The organism is Piscinibacterium candidicorallinum, from assembly GCF_047549485.1.
In the GTDB taxonomy this organism is placed as follows: domain Bacteria; phylum Pseudomonadota; class Gammaproteobacteria; order Burkholderiales; family Burkholderiaceae_C; genus Piscinibacterium; species Piscinibacterium candidicorallinum.
The window spans coordinates 2,524,616-2,541,509 of sequence record NZ_CP180191.1 but is presented as its reverse complement, the minus strand read 5'-3'; the positions used below and the strand labels follow the sequence as shown (position 1 = coordinate 2,541,509).

11 protein-coding genes are annotated in these 16,894 nt (G+C 64.4%); 5 read left to right on the top strand and 6 right to left on the bottom strand.

Translation table 11 applies throughout. The features are described from left to right. Window positions 1-15: 15 nt before the first annotated feature. Window positions 16-3,237: an ATP-binding protein gene (locus ACMDW7_RS11470; protein ID WP_377300617.1), complete on the bottom strand. Its 3,222-nt coding sequence runs from the start codon at window positions 3,235-3,237 to the stop codon at window positions 16-18. Between the two features lie 225 nt (window positions 3,238-3,462). On the opposite strand from ACMDW7_RS11470, the gene ACMDW7_RS11465 reads away from it, so the two are divergent. After that, window positions 3,463-3,867: an MAPEG family protein gene (locus ACMDW7_RS11465; protein ID WP_377300618.1), complete on the top strand. Its 405-nt coding sequence runs from the start codon at window positions 3,463-3,465 to the stop codon at window positions 3,865-3,867. Then, entirely contained in the window at window positions 3,864-5,090 is a 1,227-nt protein-coding gene (locus tag ACMDW7_RS11460) for a CaiB/BaiF CoA transferase family protein (RefSeq protein WP_377300619.1), read from the top strand. The genes ACMDW7_RS11465 and ACMDW7_RS11460 overlap by 4 nt, the downstream gene beginning before the upstream one ends. Window positions 5,091-5,197: 107 nt before the next feature. Here ACMDW7_RS11460 and ACMDW7_RS11455 read toward each other — a convergent pair whose 3' ends face one another. After that, window positions 5,198-5,464: a hypothetical protein gene (locus ACMDW7_RS11455; RefSeq protein WP_377300620.1), complete on the bottom strand. Its 267-nt coding sequence runs from the start codon at window positions 5,462-5,464 to the stop codon at window positions 5,198-5,200. Between the two features lie 477 nt (window positions 5,465-5,941). Here ACMDW7_RS11455 and ACMDW7_RS11450 point away from each other — a divergent pair, with 477 nt between their 5' ends. Continuing rightward, window positions 5,942-6,916, top strand: coding sequence for a Bug family tripartite tricarboxylate transporter substrate binding protein (locus ACMDW7_RS11450; RefSeq protein WP_377300621.1), 975 nt, complete (start codon window positions 5,942-5,944; stop codon window positions 6,914-6,916). A gap of 327 nt (window positions 6,917-7,243) precedes the next feature. Here ACMDW7_RS11450 and ACMDW7_RS11445 read toward each other — a convergent pair whose 3' ends face one another. The 4 genes from ACMDW7_RS11445 to tal form a co-directional block, all read right to left on the bottom strand. After that, window positions 7,244-8,263 (bottom strand): cytochrome d ubiquinol oxidase subunit II, encoded by a 1,020-nt coding sequence (locus tag ACMDW7_RS11445; protein ID WP_377300622.1) that lies wholly within the window; start codon window positions 8,261-8,263, stop codon window positions 7,244-7,246. Then, complete coding sequence (locus ACMDW7_RS11440; RefSeq protein ID WP_377300623.1) at window positions 8,263-9,630, bottom strand: cytochrome ubiquinol oxidase subunit I; 1,368 nt, start codon at window positions 9,628-9,630, stop codon at window positions 8,263-8,265. Before ACMDW7_RS11440 ends, ACMDW7_RS11445 begins: the two co-directional genes overlap by 1 nt. Window positions 9,631-9,830: 200 nt before the next feature. Further along, entirely contained in the window at window positions 9,831-10,982 is a 1,152-nt protein-coding gene (locus ACMDW7_RS11435; RefSeq protein WP_377302497.1) for a patatin-like phospholipase family protein, read from the bottom strand. Window positions 10,983-11,010: 28 nt separating this feature from the next. Further along, window positions 11,011-11,949, bottom strand: coding sequence for a transaldolase (gene tal, locus ACMDW7_RS11430; protein WP_377300624.1), 939 nt, complete (start codon window positions 11,947-11,949; stop codon window positions 11,011-11,013). Window positions 11,950-12,341: 392 nt separating this feature from the next. On the opposite strand from tal, the gene carA reads away from it, so the two are divergent. Both carA and carB read left to right on the top strand, forming a co-directional pair. After that, entirely contained in the window at window positions 12,342-13,535 is a 1,194-nt protein-coding gene (carA, locus tag ACMDW7_RS11425) for a glutamine-hydrolyzing carbamoyl-phosphate synthase small subunit (RefSeq protein WP_377300625.1), read from the top strand. An 84-nt stretch (window positions 13,536-13,619) separates the two neighbouring features. Further along, window positions 13,620-16,859 (top strand): carbamoyl-phosphate synthase large subunit, encoded by a 3,240-nt coding sequence (gene carB, locus ACMDW7_RS11420; RefSeq protein ID WP_377300626.1) that lies wholly within the window; start codon window positions 13,620-13,622, stop codon window positions 16,857-16,859. The last annotated feature ends 35 nt before the right edge of the window (window positions 16,860-16,894 follow it).

Below are 16,894 nucleotides of genomic sequence, written 5' to 3'. Positions count from 1 at the left end.
CGGGCCAAGCCAGATTCACGTGTGCAGCAGGCGTGCCACGCCAGCTAGGAAGTGCTGCATGTCGAGCGGCTTGGTCCAGTAGTCCATCGCGCCGAGCGCCCGGGCGCGCGCCACATCGTCGGGCAGGGCATTGGCCGACAGGGCCACCACCTTGGGCTTTGGCGTCAATCCTGCCGTTGTGCGTGCGCCGCTCTGCAGCAGCTCAAGAATTTCGAGGCCGGAGCAATCCGGCAGGTGCATGTCCAGCAGTACCAGGTCCGGCTGCAATTCGTCGATCAGCCGCAGGCCCTCGACGCCCAGCGATGCATGCACGAAGCGCACGCCCGGAAGACGCCGCAGCATGTCTTCCACCAGCAGCGCATTGATGCGGTTGTCCTCGATGTAGAGCACGCAGGCATTCAGGGGTGCGACTTCTGTGGCGGCGTCGCCAGAGATTGGCGCTTCATCGGACGCGGCCTGCGGCTCGGGGGCATCCGCGAGCGGCAGGGTGATCACCATACGCGTTCCTCTTGAATGCGCGGCATCCACTTCGATGTCACCGCCCATCGCCCGCATCAGCTGGCGGCACAGCGCCAGCCCCAGGCCCAGCCCCTCGACCTCGAACTTGTCGCGCCCGAGCCGATTGAAGGGCTGGAATAGCTGCGCGTGCTGCTCCGCACTCATGCCGATACCGTCGTCCTCCACGGCAATCTTCGCTGCACGACCCGCCAGTTGCACGTCCACGCGGACATGCCCATCCCGGTGGTTGTATTTGATGCCGTTGGTGATCAGATTGATCAGGACCTGACGCAGGCGCATGCGGTTGGCCTGCACCCAGGCGTGGGGGCGCAGACTCATGCTCAGCGCGATACCTCGGGCCTGTGCCTGGACCTGGCAGATCGTGACGGCCTCGTCGATGACCTCGCGAGTCTGAACAGCTTCGGTACCGATATCGATCTGGCCCGACTCGATTCGAGCAACATCAAGCACATCGTCAATCAGCGCCAGCAGATGCCAGCCGGCTTCCTCGATCCGCTCCGCGCGAGCCTGCTGCAGTACCGTGAGCGGGGCCGTCTGGTCTTGCCTGAGCAACTGCACGAAGCCGAGCATCGCGTTCAGCGGCGTGCGAAGTTCATGGCTCATGCGCGAGAGGAACGCCGTCTTTGCACGGTTGGCCGCCTCGGCCTCGAACTGTCGCTGACGTGCCTCGGCGGCGGCAAGCTGCTCGGTCACATCCTCCACGACGCCGACCAGGCGGTAGTCGCCCGAAGCCGCCCGATCCAGACGCCGTAGCGAGACCCTCAGTGTTCGGCCGGACTCCACACAGCTTCGCGCCGTAAATGTGCGCGTGCCACCCGGCTCGTCGCGCAGCGCGTCGATTGCGGTCACCGCGATTGGCGCATCCGCGTTCGACACCCCCTCGGCGATCAGACTATCCCGCTGGTTGCCGCCGCTCATTGCGGCGTAGGCGTCATTGATCAGCAGCAGGCGCCCATCCGCATCTGCATAGACGATGCCTATGGGCGCGGTGTCAAGGATCACCCGCAGACGCTGCTCGCTTTCGCGCAGTGCTTCCTCGGTGCTTTGGCGCTGCGTCACCTCGGTGCGCAGCAACGCGGTGCGTTCGGCCACCTCGGCCTCCACGCGTCTGGCGCGCCCGCTCATGCTCAGCAGGAGTGCACCGAACAGTGCGGTGCTGGCGATGCCTGCAATCGAGAACACATAGGTGGACTGCCGTTCAATGCCGGGCACGGATTGCAAGGGTGCGTGCGTCACGAGGGTCCATTGCCGTGTGCCGAACTCCATGCTGCTGCGATGCATGAAGTGCCCTTGCGGCGGCTGGCGGCAGCCGGGCTCGCCACTGAGCACGATCGGCTCATCGGCATTGATCTGATCAAGCAGGCAGATGCGCATGTAGCTTGGCGCGTTCTGGCGAATCTGCTGCATCAGCACGTCCGGCCGCAGAGTCACATGCACCGTGCCGCGAAACTGCGCCTGCCGATCGTCCACGCTGCGCGGCTCGCCTGCAAACAGGGGCGCGTACAGCGCCACAGCCAGCTGTGGTGTCGTGGGATGCGTGAGCCTGAAGGGTGCAGATGCGGTGAGTTGGTCGGTGCTTCGGGCCTTCTCGATCGTGGTGCGCAGCTCGGGGATACTCATCTGATTCACGCCCAGTGCGCGGCTGTTGGTCGCCATCGGCTCGATGTGCGTGATGGCCAGTGCAGGCCCGTCCGCGCGCCACTCGCCGTCCTGCGGCTCGGGTCGATCGAAAACGCGGAAGCTGGCTGCGCCCATGGCGCGCATGCGCTGTTCGAGTAGCCCTCGATCCGTCTCGGCCACGTAGTTGCTGTAGGCCATGCTCCACAGCGCGTCACGCTGAACCGCCGCTTCCGTGCCGACCCAGGGGTAGGTACCGCGCCGGAATTCATCGATGCCCAGCAGCGGTTTGGCCCGCGTCAGCTCACGAATGGCCAGCAGCGCGCTCACACTTTGGTCGAGTCGGGCGCGCAGCAGCTGTGCCGCGGCGTTGGCATCTTGCTCAAAGCGCGCTTGCAGGCGTTCACGCTCCCAGATCGAGATCTGGATGATGGCCAGCGCCAGCAGAGCACACATCAGCAGCAGGGGCGCGGCCACGGTGAGTGTTCGTGGCGCCCATACGCTACGGTCGCGGCCGATCAGGCACAGGGCCACAGGAGCTGCAATCAACATGCCCAGTACGTCGCCTGCCCACCAGGTCCACCAGACGCCGAAAGCCGCGTCAGCAGGCAGGGCACCCCACAGCACACGAATGCCGATGGCTGCGCTGGCGCTGAGCAGGGCGGAGGCCGGTGCAATCACCAGGAAAAAACGCAGAATGTCGCGCGGCTCATCCAGGGTCGAGTCTGCGCCCAGCAGGCGGCGATACAGTGCCACCCCAGCCCATGCCTGCAATGCGGCTCCAAGGCTGGACACCAGACTGATCACCACGAAATCCAGCCCGAGCCGATTGCTCAGGATGCCGGTGAGCAGGTTCATGCCGAACGAGCCGACCGCGATGGCCGGCAGCACGCCGTAGCCGAAGCGAAGTACGCAGGCCAGCGCGATGCCCGCCGGTAGATACAGCGGCGCAGCAAATGAAGGCGGAATGGCCAGGTAGAGCGACAGCCAGCCGATGGCCACGTAGGCCGCGGCCGTGACGATCGACGCACCGATCAGCGGCGGCGGGCGCCGGTTACCGGCGGTAGTGTCAGGCGCTGTAGCGGATGGTGCTGGTGGCATCAGGGGCGGCGCAGGCAGGACGGGCGAGGAGGATCGGCAAACGGAGCAGCAAAGTCTATGCAGCAGGCTCGGAGCTTCCCACCGCCGGCAGGTGAATTTCGGCAGTAACCGATTCGTCTTGAGAGAAGCCTGGGAGCTGCTGCCTGAGAAAGTCCGCTGCTCGGCTTCGCTATGCTCGGCAGCCATCCCGCGCCCTACCCAACTCAAGGAAAACCCGGAGCCCAGATGACGATCGCCATCTTCTGCATCCTGCTAGCAGCCATCATGCCGATCGTCTGCGCGGGTCTCGCCAAGCGAGGCAAATTTGGCATCCCGCGCAGTCAGGGCGGCTATGACAACCTTGATCCCCGCGGCTGGCTGGAGCGGCAGGAGGGTGCACGCAAGTGGGCGAACAACGCGCAGGCCAACAGCTGGGAGGCTCTGCCCTTCTTCGGGCTGGCGGTGCTGTCCACTCACATGCTGGTGGGCGCGACGCTGCTAGCCAATGTGCTGGCGGTGAGCTTCATCGTCTTGCGCAGTCTGTACGTCTATCTCTACGTGACTGGCAAGCAGGCCGCGCGCTCCGGCGTGTGGACCCTGGCCTTCGCGGCGAACGTCGCGATCTTCCTGATCCCGGTCTTTCGCGGATGAGTACGCCCGGCGCCCTGCATGGCCTGAAGGTGCTGGAGCTCGGCACGCTGATTGCCGGGCCCTTCTGCACCCGGCTGCTGGCGGAGTTTGGTGCCGAGGTGATCAAGATCGAGTCGCCAGAAGGCGATCCGATCCGGCAATGGCGCGTGCTGCATGAAGGCAATTCGCTGTGGTGGAGCGTGCAGTCACGCAACAAGAAGAGCGTGGCCGTGAACATGAAGGATGCGCGCGGCCGCGATCTGGTGCGGCGCCTGGCGCTCGAGGCCGACGTGATCGTGGAGAACTACCGGCCCGGCGTGCTGGAGAAGTGGGGCCTGGGGCCTGCCGAGCTGATACGCGAGCGGCCCTCGCTTGTGTTTGTGCGCCTGTCGGGCTACGGGCAGACGGGGCCGATGAAGGATCTGCCGGGCTTCGGTGCGGTAGGTGAGAGCATGGGCGGCATGCGCTATGTGTCAGGCCATCCGGACCGGCCGCCGGTGCGCATCGGCATCTCGATCGGCGATTCGCTCGCTGCGCTGCACGGTGCGTTCGGCGCGATGGTGGCGCTGCGCCATCGCGACGCCACGGGCGGCAAGGCGTGCGGGCAGGGTCAGGTGGTGGACGTTGCGCTCTATGAGGCCGTGTTCAACATGATGGAAAGCCTCGTGCCCGAGTACGACCTGGCCGGCGTAGTGCGCGAGCGCACGGGCGGTGCGTTGCCGGGCATCGTGCCTTCCAACACCTACACCTGCGGCGATGGAGCGAACGTGGTGATTGCCGGCAACGGCGATGCGATCTTCAAGCGCCTGATGCTGGCCATGGGCCGGGACGATCTGGCCCATGACGCCGGCCTGGCCACCAACGATGGTCGCGTGCCACGCACCGCGGAGATCGATGCCGCCATTGGTGCCTGGACGGTAGCCCGCGGCATTGATGAGGTGCTGACCACGCTCAAGGCGGCCGATGTGCCGGTGAGCAAGATCTACAGCGTGGCGGACATGTTTGCCGACCCGCAGTTTCTGGCGCGCCGCATGATCGAGCAGCACCGGCTAGCTGACGGCACTCCGATCAAGCTGCCGGCCGTCACGCCCAAGCTCTCGGTCACGCCGGGCGGCACGCAGTGGCTCGGCCCCCGGCTGGGTGAGCACACGCGCGACGTGTTGGGTGCGCTGGGTCTCAGCGAGGGTGAGATGGGCACGCTGTTTGCCGAGGGCGTTGTGGTGGAGAAGCCTGCGCCGGGCTGATGGGTCATCGAAGCGCGTTTAGCGCGCTCCAAAAGCACAAGGCCCGCCGTGGTACACCGGCGGGCCTTGTTGTTTCTAGCCGCAACGAGTTCTTGGACGCTCGCTGCTTATGAGTTGCGCTCAGCGGCGGCAGCAAGCTGCGTGGTGGCGCGGGCGGCAGCCACTTCAGCCTTGCTGGCCGTGACGGTCACGGTGTCGAGTGCGATCACGGGCTGCTCGTTCAGAAGAGCCGAGCGGCTGGCCACCACCGTGACCGTGTCGAGCTTCACGACATTCGCTTCAACCTTGGGGGCCGGCACGGCTGCGAAGGCAGCGGCGCAGAAGGCGGCAGAGACGAGGGCGAAGACTTGGGCGCGGGCGGTGGTGGTGTTCATGATCGGGCTCCTTGGGTTCGTTGCGATCGACGTGTTGTGTGTGTCGATGGAGTGCATTGTGGGCAAGGGCCTTCGATCACGCAGCCGCGTTGCGATGAGCTGCGGAATCGGCGACGCGAGCCGCAAAAACCGGGCGGGTTTCTGCGAGCGTCGCTGCGGCAACTCGGCGTTGATCCCACCGACTGAGGAGGGCTCTCCGCATGCCTGGTGCGCCTTTCCGGCCAATTTGGCTTGAAGAGGCGCATGAATACTGGATGTGTCCGACTCCGGAAAGCGAGATTCAGCATTCATGAGGGTTTCCAGGGCAAATTGCCTGAAAAGCCGCGCCAGACAAGCGAGAAGCCCCGTTCCGGTGCAGCGCAAGACCGGTCTGCGGGCGAACCACCCTTCGCAAGCCGGGGGGTGGGCGGCTAGGCTTGGCGCTGCCACTGCCGGCCAGGCGGGGCCAGAAGATCAAGAACGCCAAGGAGACATTGCATGTTCACGCTCAGATCGCTGCTGGCCCTCGCGCTGGCAACCACGGGCTGCCTGCTGGCCCCCGCAGCCATGGCTCAGGCCTTCCCGTCCAAGACCGTCACCATCATCGTGCCCGCGCCACCCGGCGGTACGGCCGACATCACCGCCCGCATGCTGCAGGAGCCGCTCTCCAAGGCGCTCGGTCAGCCGGTGGTGATCGAGAACCGTGGCGGCGGCAACGGCGCGGTGGGCACCCAGGCGCTGCTCAATGCCCCGCCGGATGGCCACACCCTGCTGATGCAGTTCTCCGGCTTTCATGTGATGACGCCGCAGCTGGTGAAGGTGCCCTTCGATCCGCTCAAGGACCTGCAGGCGGTCGCTAACGTAATGTCCGCCCCGCAGGTGCTCGCCCTGCGCAGCTCGCTTCCGTTCAAGACAGCCAGGGAGCTGGTGGACTATGCGCGCAAGAACCCGGGCAAGCTCAACTACTCCAGCGCCGGCAATGGCTCGGTGCAGCACATCGCCGCCGAGCTCTTCAAGAGCCTGACGGACACGCGCATCGTGCACATCCCTTACCGGGGCACGGGGCCGATGGTGACGGATCTGCTGGCCAGCCAGGTGGACTTCACCCTCACCACCGCGCCGCCACTGGTGGGCCACATCCAGGCGGGCAAGTTACGCGCCCTGCTGGTGGCCAGCGACCAGCGCCTGCCCGCGCTGCCGGATGTGCCCACGGCGAAGGAGGCCGGTATCCCCAACTTCGAGGTGCAAAGCTGGTTTACGCTCTACACCCACGGCAAGGCGCCGCGCGCTGCGGTGGACCGCGTGGCTGCCGAGGTGCAGAAGATCGTGAGCACGCCGGAATTCCAGAAGAAGGCCGGTGAGCAGGGCGCGCAGGTCACCTTCATGGGGCCGGAGGCCATGACCCGCTACGCCCAGGCCGAGTACGAGCGCTGGGGCAAGGTCATCAAGGTGCAGGGGATCAAGGCGGATTGAGGGCAGGCTTTTCTGGCGGTTGAAGGCCAAAACGGCTTCCCGCTTGTCTCGGGGTTTCGTCCGGCAGGGCCGGGCGCTGAGACAAGAGCGTGCGCCTGCCAGCGCACGCCCCGTTGCGGTCTGAGATGGGTTTTCCGCTTGTGCCGCAAGGTTTTCAAGGCGATTTGCCTTGAGCACCCGCATGAATGCTGGATCTGAGATTTCCGAGAATCAGAGATGCAGCATTCATGCGCCTTTCCAGACCAAAATGGCTGGAAAGCCTTGCCAGACAAGCGGAAACGTCTTCCGTGCTAGCCCGTGTGGCAATCCGCCGAAGCTGCGTATCTATTAGTAGTACGCCAGCGGCTGCGCCTTCCCGCCAAACACCCTGTAGCTGAAGATCGTGTAGCCGATGATCACCGGCACCACCACGGCCGCGCCGGCCAGGATGATCTTCAGGCTTTCGGGCGCGCTGGCCGCCTGCCAGATGTCGATCTTGTCGATCACCAGATACGGGAACAAGCTGTAGGCCAGGCCGAAGAAGGCGAGTACGAAGATCGCCACGGTGGCCGCAAAGGGCACCCAGTTCAGCTTGTCGCCTGGCAAGGGCAGGGCGCGAAGGATGCGGTCGGTCAGCACAAACAGCACTGCGGTGGCCAGAGGAATGGGCGCCAGCAGCACCACGTAGGGCAGGCTGAACCACTTGGCAAAGATGCGCTCGCTTACAAACGGCGTGGCCAGACTCACCAGCAGCACGCCCACCGCAGTGAGCCAGAGCGCGCGCCGCGCCCAGAAGGCGGCCCGCTTTTGCAGATCGCCTTCGGTTTTCATCACGAGCCAGGTGGCGCCGAGCAGGGTGTAGCCCGCGGCCACGCAGGGCGCGATCAGCATCGCAAAGCCGGTGGCCGCCCAGCTGCGCTCGAAGCCCGTGATGTACGCGCCCAGCATGTAGCCCTGCGAGAGCGCGGCCAGCAGCGAGCCGGCGTAGAACGTGCGGTTCCAGGTCTCCTTGTGGTCTGCATGGGCCTTGGCGCGGAAGTCAAAGGCCACGCCACGCAGGATCAACCCCAGCAGCATCAGCGCCACCGGCAGGTACAGGGCCGTGAGGATCGCGCCATGGGCCATCGGAAAGGCCACCAGCAGAATGCCCACGCCCAGCACCAGCCAGGTTTCGTTGGCGTCCCAGAAGGGGCCGATCGAGCCGATCATGAGGTCCTTCTGATCGGCGTCCGCTCGACGCAGCAGGATGCCCACGCCCAGGTCGTAGCCGTCCAGCACCACATAGGCCAGCATCGACAGGCCCATGATGCCCATGAAGATGATGGGCAGCCACGCGTTGAAGGTGGAGAGGTCAGGCAGCGGGCTCATCATTCCGCTCCTTGCAGGGTGGGCTGCATGGAAGGCGCGGGAGGCTTGGGCGTGATGTCACCCATCGCCGCGCGGCTGGCGCGTCGCGCCATGTAGAACACCACCGAGACATAGGCTGCGATCAGCGCCACGTACACCACCAGATACATGATCAGCGTGGAGAGGATCATGCCGCTTGGCACCTTGCTGGCCGCCTGCGCCGTGGTCATCACGCCATAGACCAGCCAGGGCTGCCGGCCGATCTCGGTCACGTACCAGCCAGCCACCGTGGCCACCCAGCCGGAGAAGGTCATGAACAGCAGTGCCCGCGCGAGCCATGGCTTGGGCTGGCCCTGGCGCTTGAGCTGCCAGGCGCCGATCCAGCTCACCAGCAGCATGAGCATGCCGATACCCACCATGATGCGGAAGGCATAGAACACCGGCGCCACAGGCGGGTGCTTACCCTCGAACTCGTTCAGGCCCTTGACCTCGCCCTCCCAGCTGTGCGTGAGGATCACGCTGGCCATATTGGGCAGGGTGATCTCGAAGTGGTTGGTGCGCGCGGCTTCGTCCGGAACGGCGAACAGGCGCAGGTCCGCGCCGCGCTCGGTCTCCCAGATCCCTTCCATGGCGGCCACCTTCGCGGGCTGATGCTCCAGGGTGTTCAGGCCATGCATGTCGCCGGCCAGGATCTGCAACGGAATCAGCGCGGCGCCCAGATACACGCCGGTCTTCATGCCGGCCATCACGCTGCCGGAGTGGTCGCCGCGCAGCCAGCGCCAGGCGGACACGCCCGCGATCAGGAAGGCTGCGGTCAGACCGCTCGCGAGCATCATGTGCGTGAAGCGGTACGGGAAGCTCGGGTTGAAGATGATGGCCAGCCAGTCCGTGGCGTGCGCCTTGCCATCGATCATCTCGAAGCCCACGGGCGTCTGCATCCAGCTGTTGAGCACCAGGATCCAGAAAGCCGACATGCTGGTACCCACGGCCACGAGCACCGTGGCCAGGGTGTGCACGCGGTTGCTCACCCGGTTGAAGCCGAACAGCATGATGCCCAGGAAGGTCGCTTCGAGGAAAAACGCCGTCAGTACCTCATAGGCCAGAAGCGGCCCCGCAATATTGCCCACGGTTTCCATGAAGCCCGGCCAGTTGGTGCCGAACTGAAAGCTCATGGTGATGCCACTCACGACGCCCAGCGCAAAGGTCACGGCAAAGACCTTCACCCAGAACTTGTAGGCGTCCATCCATTTCATGTCGCCCGTCCTGTTGTACCGAAGCTTGAAGAAGAGCAGTACCCACGCCAGCGCAATGGTGATGGTAGGGAACAGGATGTGGAAGGTGATGTTGGCGCCGAACTGGATGCGCGCGAGCAGGATGGGATCGAGCATGGCGAGAGCCTGAAGGAGCTTGGGGATCGGTCCGCACCGCCCTTGTGGGGCAGCCGGGTGCCCAGTGTGACTCGCCCGGCCGGATTGGTTCGCGCAAGCCCCCGCTTCTGCGTTGCCTTGTCGCAGAGACCCGCTCTAGCGTGGGGCTGCGCTGCGGCGGGCTGCCGCAGCGCGTGCCGACGTGAAGCATGCGCTGAAGCTCAGCGCTTCTTTTCGGGGTGGGGGCGGCTGTCCTGGCCGCCGATCTGGTCCGTGTTCGCGCGCCCCGCGCTGCTGGATGAGCGCAGGGGAATGCGCAGGTCATCCAGATAGTCGCGCGCAATGTTCACCGTGGCGTGGTCGCCGAGCGCCTCGAAGTTGCGCTTGAGCCAGTCACGCCCGGACTCCAGGCCCAGGGCGTGCAGTTCGGTGATGAAGCCGCTGTCCGTGGCCAGCTTGCTGGCTGCGCCGTATTTGGCCAGCTCGTCGCCGCCGATGCGGTGCATCAGCACGTGCTTGTAGCGCGCGGGGTCCAGTTTGCCGTCCTTGAGCAGGCGCGCCACGAAGTCGATGGCGCGCATCTCGGCCAGCAGGCTGGCGTTGAAGGTGATCTCGTTCATCCGGTCGAGGATGTCCCGGCTATTGGTGGGCAGGTCTTCGCGGATGACCGGGTTGATCTGCACGAGCACGATATCGGCGCTCTTGCATTCGTAGATGAGCGGGTGCAGTGCGGGGTTGCCCGCAAAGCCGCCGTCCCAGAACCAGTCGTCTTCCACCTCCACCGCCTGAAACAGCATGGGCAGGCAGGCGCTGGCGGCCACGGCCTCCGGGCACAGGCGCTTGCCGGAGAAGATCTCGGCCTTGCCGGTGCGCACGCGTGTGGCGGCTACAAAGACCTTGGGCGCAAGTGGTGTGGCCAGCGCATCGAAGTTCACGTGCTGCTTGAGCAGCTCGCGCACCGGGTTGATGTCCAGCGGATTGAATTGGTAGGGCGAGAAGGTCTTGGCAAAGGTCTCGGCCCAGAACTGGGCCGGGTTGTCCCGCACGCCCCACAGGCCAAAGAGCGAGTCCATGGGCGCGCGCTTCACCGGGTTCAGCGAGGAATACGCGCTGATGCTGCGCCAGAACTGCGCGAGCGCCTCGATGGCTGCTGAGCGCGCCTTGGCGCAGTAGCTGCCAGCGCCCCGGCTGTTGTGCTGGCCGATGGCTGAGGCCAGCACCACGGCGTTCATGGCGCCCGCACTGGTGCCGGAGATGCCTTCGATCTCCACGCGCTCGTCTTCCAGTACCGCTTGCAGCACGCCCCAGGTGAAGGCGCCATGCGAGCCGCCGCCCTGCAGGGCGAGAGTGATGCGCCGGGTTTCGCTGCGCATGTCGGGGCTGGAAGCCACGCCGTGCGCCCTACGCGCGGGCCTGCTCGATCAGTGCTTCCAGCTTGCGCGTGTCCGCCGCAAAGAGCCGGATGCCTTCGGCCAGCTTTTCAGTCGCCATGGCGTCTTCATTCATGGCAAAGCGGAAGCCGGCTTCGTCGTAGCTCACGCGCTGCATGTCATGCGCGGCCGATTCCACCGGGTGCAGCAGGCGCGGCACGGGCGCTTCCATGGCCGCGAGCTGGCCGAGCAGATCGGGCGAGATGGTCAGCAGATCGCAACCGGCCAGCGCGAGGATCTCGCCGGTGTTTCGGAAGCTCGCACCCATGACCTCGGTGCCGTAACCGAACTTCTTGTAATAGGCGTAGATGCGCCGCACCGAGAGCACGCCGGGGTCGGTTTCGGCGGTGTAGTCCTGGCCGGTGGACTTCTTGTACCAGTCCAGGATGCGGCCAACGAATGGCGAAATCAGCCGCGCATTTGCCTCGGCGCAGGCTACGGCCTGGGGCAGGCTGAACAGCAGGGTCATGTTGCAGGTGACGCCCTCGCGCTCCAGCACTTCAGCGGCGCGAATACCTTCCCAGGTGGAGGCGATCTTGATCAGCACGCGGCTCGTGTCGATGCCAGCTGCTCGGTACAGCGCAATGATCTCGCGCGCTTTGCCCAGGGTGCCCTCGGTGTCGAAGGACAGGCGCGCATCCACCTCGGTGGACACCCGTCCGGGCACGATCTTGAGGATCTCCTGCCCGAAAGCCACCAGCAGGCGGTCGATCACCTCGGAGGTTGCGGCGCCGGGATGATCGCGCAGCACCTGGTCGAGCAGGGCGCGGTATTCAGGCTTGGCCACCGCCTTGAGGATCAGCGAGGGGTTGGTGGTGGCGTCACGCGGCGCATAGGCGCGCATGGTTTCGAAGTCGCCCGTGTCGGCGACCACCACGGTGTGTTGCTTGAGTTGCTCCAGTGCGTTCATGCTGTGCTCGTAGAGGTGAATAGCTCGAATGTAGCGAAGCAAAAAAAGGCCCCGCATCAGGCGGGGCGCTAAAGCTCACTTCAGGGGAAAAGCGAGCACTGGAGACTTAAGTGCGATCACCATAGGCGGCGGCCCCGACGCCCGCCAATACTGCGTTTGTGTGAGTATGTGAGCCCAGCGGACAGGCATGGTCGCCCTCCCGGCACAGTGGGGTTCGTCGCGTCGGTCAGCTAAGTCTTGACCAGCGCATGAATCGCGCGGTGGGCCCAAGGCGCCAGTGCTGCAGTGCAGGCTGGTAAACTCTCGAAAATCCCCCAACGTGCACCCAACCCGCGCTCGCTTTCAGGCGAAATGGCGTGGGGGCGGCGTGCGCCGTTCGCAGACACAAGAACATGCCTCTGAATCTCACACAAACGCGGCTGAGCTTCCAACGTCCTCAGGCTGCGTTGGTGCTGGCCGATGGGACGGTCTTTCGCGGCTACAGCATCGGTGCCACCGGCACCACAGTCGGGGAGGTGGTGTTCAACACCGCCATCACCGGCTACCAGGAAATCCTGACCGACCCGAGCTATTGCGGGCAGATCGTCACCCTGACGTATCCCCATATCGGCAACGTGGGTGTCAACGAGCAGGACGAGGAAGCGCCCCGCGTCTGGGCCAAGGGCCTGGTGATTCGGGATCTCTCAGCGGTGGTGTCCAACTTCCGTGCCCAGGACGCGCTGTCCACCTACCTGAAGAACGAGAGCGTCGTCGGCATTGCCGGTCTGGATACGCGCAAGCTCACGCGCGTGCTGCGCGAGAAGGGCGCGCAAAATGGCTGCATCGTCGCAGTGGGTGAGGGTGAAACCTTGACGGACGCGCAGATTGCAGAGGCGGCCACCCGTGCGCAGGCTGCACCCAGCATGGCTGGTCAGGATCTTGCCAAGGTCGTGAGCACGCACGAAGCCTATGAATGGACGGAAGGCTCATGGCGGCTGTTTGATGACGGTTCTTCGGAGTTTCCGGAGCTGGTCGAGCCGAAGTTCCATGTGGTCGCCTATGACTTCGGCGTGAAACGCAACATCCTGCGCTTGATGAGCGATCGAGGCTGTCGCGTGACCGTCGTGCCCGCACAGACGTCTGCCGCGGATGTGATTGCGATGAATCCGGACGGGGTGTTCCTGTCCAATGGCCCGGGCGACCCCGAGCCCTGCGACTATGCAATTGCCGCTGCACGCGAACTCATGGCCAGAAAGATTCCGACGTTCGGCATCTGCCTGGGCCATCAGATCATGGGCTTGGCCAGTGGCGCCAAGACCCTGAAGATGAAGTTCGGCCATCACGGCGGCAACCATCCCGTGCAGGATCTGGACTCCAAGCGGGTCTACATCACCAGCCAGAACCACGGCTTTGCGGTGGACGAAAAGACCCTTCCGGCCAACATGCGGGTCACGCACGTCTCGCTGTTCGACGGCTCCATCCAGGGGCTAGAGCGTACGGACGTTCCGGCCTTCTGTTTCCAGGGGCACCCTGAGGCGAGCCCGGGCCCGCACGACATTGGAGACCTGTTCGACAAGTTCATCGCGCTGATGGAGAAGTCAGCTTGACCCCCCACGTTTGCGGCCTTGCCGCTGCACTGCCCCCCAAGGGGGCCCCCGCCTCTATTGGGGCGGTCCTGCGAGAGTCGGATCATGCCTAAGCGCACAGACATCAAGAGCATCCTCATCATCGGCGCAGGCCCGATCATCATCGGCCAGGCCTGTGAGTTTGATTACTCCGGCGCGCAGGCCTGCAAGGCCTTGCGCGAAGAGGGCTACAAGGTCATCCTGGTCAACAGCAATCCGGCCACGATCATGACGGACCCCGAGATGGCCGATGTGACCTACATCGAGCCCATCACCTGGCAAGTGGTCGAACGCATCATTGCCAAGGAGCGCCCGGACGCGCTGCTGCCCACGATGGGTGGCCAGACCGCGCTGAACTGTGCGCTTGATCTCCACAAGCACGGCGTACTGGACAAGTACAAGGTCGAGTTGATCGGCGCCAACGAGAAGGCGATCGAGAAGGCTGAGGATCGCCTCAAGTTCAAGGAGGCGATGACCTCCATCGGTCTGCAGAGCGCCAAATCGGGCATCGCACACAGCATGGATGAGGCCTGGGCCGTGCATCGCCGCATTGCCGAGGAACTCGGCAATTCCGGCTATCCGATGGTGATCCGCCCGAGCTTCACGCTGGGCGGCACGGGAGGTGGCATCGCCTACAACGCCGAAGAGTTTGAGACGATCTGCAAGCGCGGTCTGGAGCTCTCGCCCACGCGCGAGCTGCTGATCGAGGAAAGCCTGATCGGCTGGAAGGAATACGAGATGGAAGTTGTCCGCGACCGCGCGGACAACTGCATCATCGTGTGCTCGATTGAGAACCTGGATCCAATGGGTATTCACACCGGAGACTCGATCACCGTGGCCCCTGCGCAAACCCTGACCGACAAGGAATACCAGGTCATGCGCAATGCTTCGATCGCCATCCTGCGTGAGATCGGTGTCGACACCGGCGGCTCGAACGTCCAGTTCTCGATCAATCCGGATACCGGGCGCATGATCGTGATCGAGATGAACCCGCGCGTGTCGCGCTCCTCTGCGCTCGCGTCCAAGGCCACGGGTTTTCCGATCGCCAAGGTCGCTGCCAAGCTGGCCGTGGGCTACACGCTCGACGAGCTGAAGAACGACATCACTGGCGGCGCCACACCGGCGTCCTTCGAGCCCACGATCGATTACGTCGTCACCAAAGTACCGCGCTTCGCCTTCGAGAAATTCCCGCAGGCCGATTCGCACCTAACGACCCAGATGAAGAGCGTCGGAGAGGTCATGGCCATCGGCCGGACCTTCCAGGAAAGCTTCCAGAAGGCCCTGCGTGGTCTCGAAGTCGGTGTGGATGGGCTCAATCAGAAGACGACTGATCGCGAGCGCATCGAGCAGGAACTCGGTGAGCCTGGCCCCGAGCGCATCTGGTACGTGGGCGATGCCTTTGCCGCGGGCTTCACGCTCGAAGAGGTGCACACCCTCACCCATATCGATCCGTGGTTCCTCGTGCAGATCAAGGAGATCGTCGATCTGGAGCTGGAGATCGAGAAGCACACCCTCGCCGACCTGGATGAGCCGACGATGCGCGAGCTCAAGCGCAAGGGGTTCTCCGATCGGCGCCTGGCGTACCTGCTGGACACATCCGAGGCCGAGGTGCGCAAGCACCGTCACAGCCTGAACGTGCGCCCGGTCTACAAGCGGGTGGACACCTGTGCCGCAGAATTCGCCACCAAGACGGCCTACATGTACTCGACCTATGAGGAAGAGTGCGAAAGTCAGCCGACCGACAAGAAGAAGGTCATGGTGCTGGGCGGTGGTCCCAACCGCATTGGCCAGGGCATCGAGTTCGATTACTGCTGCGTGCATGCCGCACTCTCGCTGCGCGAAGACGGGTTCGAGACCATCATGGTCAACTGCAACCCTGAAACGGTCTCCACCGACTACGACACGAGTGACCGGCTCTATTTCGAGCCGCTGACGCTCGAGGACGTGCTCGAGATCGTCGACAAGGAGAAGCCTTGGGGCGTAATCGTCCAGTACGGCGGGCAGACGCCGCTGAAGCTCGCCAAGGCGCTGGAAGCCAATGGGGTGCCCATCATCGGCACCTCACCCGAATCCATCGACATCGCGGAGGATCGTGAGCGCTTCCAGAAGCTGATCCACAAGCTCGGTCTGCTGCAGCCGCCGAACCGCACCGCACGTACTGAGGACGAAGCGCTTCGTCTTGCCAACGAAATCGGCTATCCGCTCGTCGTACGCCCCAGCTACGTGCTGGGCGGCCGCGCCATGGAAATCGTCCATGAGCAGCGGGATCTCGAGCGCTACATGCGCGAAGCGGTCAAGGTCAGCAACGACTCGCCCGTACTTCTCGATCGCTTCCTCAACGATGCCATCGAAGTCGACGTGGACTGTCTGTCCGACGGCAAGCAGGTGGTCATCGGCGGCGTGATGGAACACATCGAGCAGGCGGGCGTGCATTCAGGCGACTCGGCCTGCTCGCTGCCGCCGTATTCGCTCAAGCCCGCACTCATCGACGAACTCAAGCGCCAGACAGAAGTCATGGCCAAGGCGCTGAACGTGATCGGCCTGATGAACGTTCAGTTCGCGGTGCAGGGTGAAACGATCTACGTTCTGGAAGTGAACCCGCGTGCCTCGCGCACGGTGCCCTACGTCTCGAAGGCGATCGGAGCTCCGCTGGCCAAGATTGCCGCGCGTGCGATGGCTGGCAAGTCTCTGGCTGATCAGGGCTTCACCAAGGAGATCGTGCCGCCTTACTACAGCGTCAAGGAAGCGGTCTTCCCGTTCAACAAGTTCCCTGGCGTGGACACGATCCTTGGCCCCGAAATGAAGTCCACGGGCGAGGTCATGGGTGTAGGCAAGACCTTCGGCGAAGCGTTCATCAAGAGCCAGATCGGCGCCTCCACCAAGCTGCCCGAGAGCGGCACCGTGTTCATGAGCGTGAAGAACGCGGACAAGACCAAGGCCGTGGACGCGGCGCGCGGCTTCCATGAACTGGGCCTGAAGATCATCGCGACCCGCGGCACCGCGGCTGCCATCGAGGCATCCGGCATCCCCTGCAAGTCAGTCAACAAGGTGACTGAAGGGCGTCCGAACGTGGTCGACATGATCAAGAACGGCGAGATTCAGCTGGTGATCAATACCGTCGAGGAACGGCGCAACGCGATTGCTGATTCGCGCTACATCCGCGTCGCGGCGCAGGCTGCACGGGTGCCGTCACAAACCACGATTGCAGGCGCACTCGCCGCGGTGGAGGGCATGAAGAGCGTGAACACGCTTGATGTCTTCGACGTCCAGACCCTTCACAAAGAGCTGCGTGCCAAGGGCCTCTGAGAGGCGCACCTGCTGAACGTTCAAACCCCGGGGGC

Excerpts from the sequence above, each read along its gene's own strand:
- ACMDW7_RS11460 (WP_377300619.1), top strand. The coding sequence starts at position 3,864 with ATGAGTACGCCCGGCGCCCTGCATGGCCTGAAGGTGCTGGAGCTCGGC.
- tal (WP_377300624.1), bottom strand. The coding sequence starts at position 11,949 with ATGAACGCACTGGAGCAACTCAAGCAACACACCGTGGTGGTCGCCGAC.
- ACMDW7_RS11455 (WP_377300620.1), bottom strand. The coding sequence starts at position 5,464 with ATGAACACCACCACCGCCCGCGCCCAAGTCTTCGCCCTCGTCTCTGCC.
- ACMDW7_RS11465 (WP_377300618.1), top strand. The coding sequence starts at position 3,463 with ATGACGATCGCCATCTTCTGCATCCTGCTAGCAGCCATCATGCCGATC.
- ACMDW7_RS11440 (WP_377300623.1), bottom strand. The coding sequence starts at position 9,630 with ATGCTCGATCCCATCCTGCTCGCGCGCATCCAGTTCGGCGCCAACATC.
- carB (WP_377300626.1), top strand. The coding sequence starts at position 13,620 with ATGCCTAAGCGCACAGACATCAAGAGCATCCTCATCATCGGCGCAGGC.
- ACMDW7_RS11470 (WP_377300617.1), bottom strand. The coding sequence starts at position 3,237 with ATGCCACCAGCACCATCCGCTACAGCGCCTGACACTACCGCCGGTAAC.
- ACMDW7_RS11450 (WP_377300621.1), top strand. The coding sequence starts at position 5,942 with ATGTTCACGCTCAGATCGCTGCTGGCCCTCGCGCTGGCAACCACGGGC.
- carA (WP_377300625.1), top strand. The coding sequence starts at position 12,342 with ATGCCTCTGAATCTCACACAAACGCGGCTGAGCTTCCAACGTCCTCAG.
- ACMDW7_RS11445 (WP_377300622.1), bottom strand. The coding sequence starts at position 8,263 with ATGAGCCCGCTGCCTGACCTCTCCACCTTCAACGCGTGGCTGCCCATC.
- ACMDW7_RS11435 (WP_377302497.1), bottom strand. The coding sequence starts at position 10,982 with ATGCGCAGCGAAACCCGGCGCATCACTCTCGCCCTGCAGGGCGGCGGC.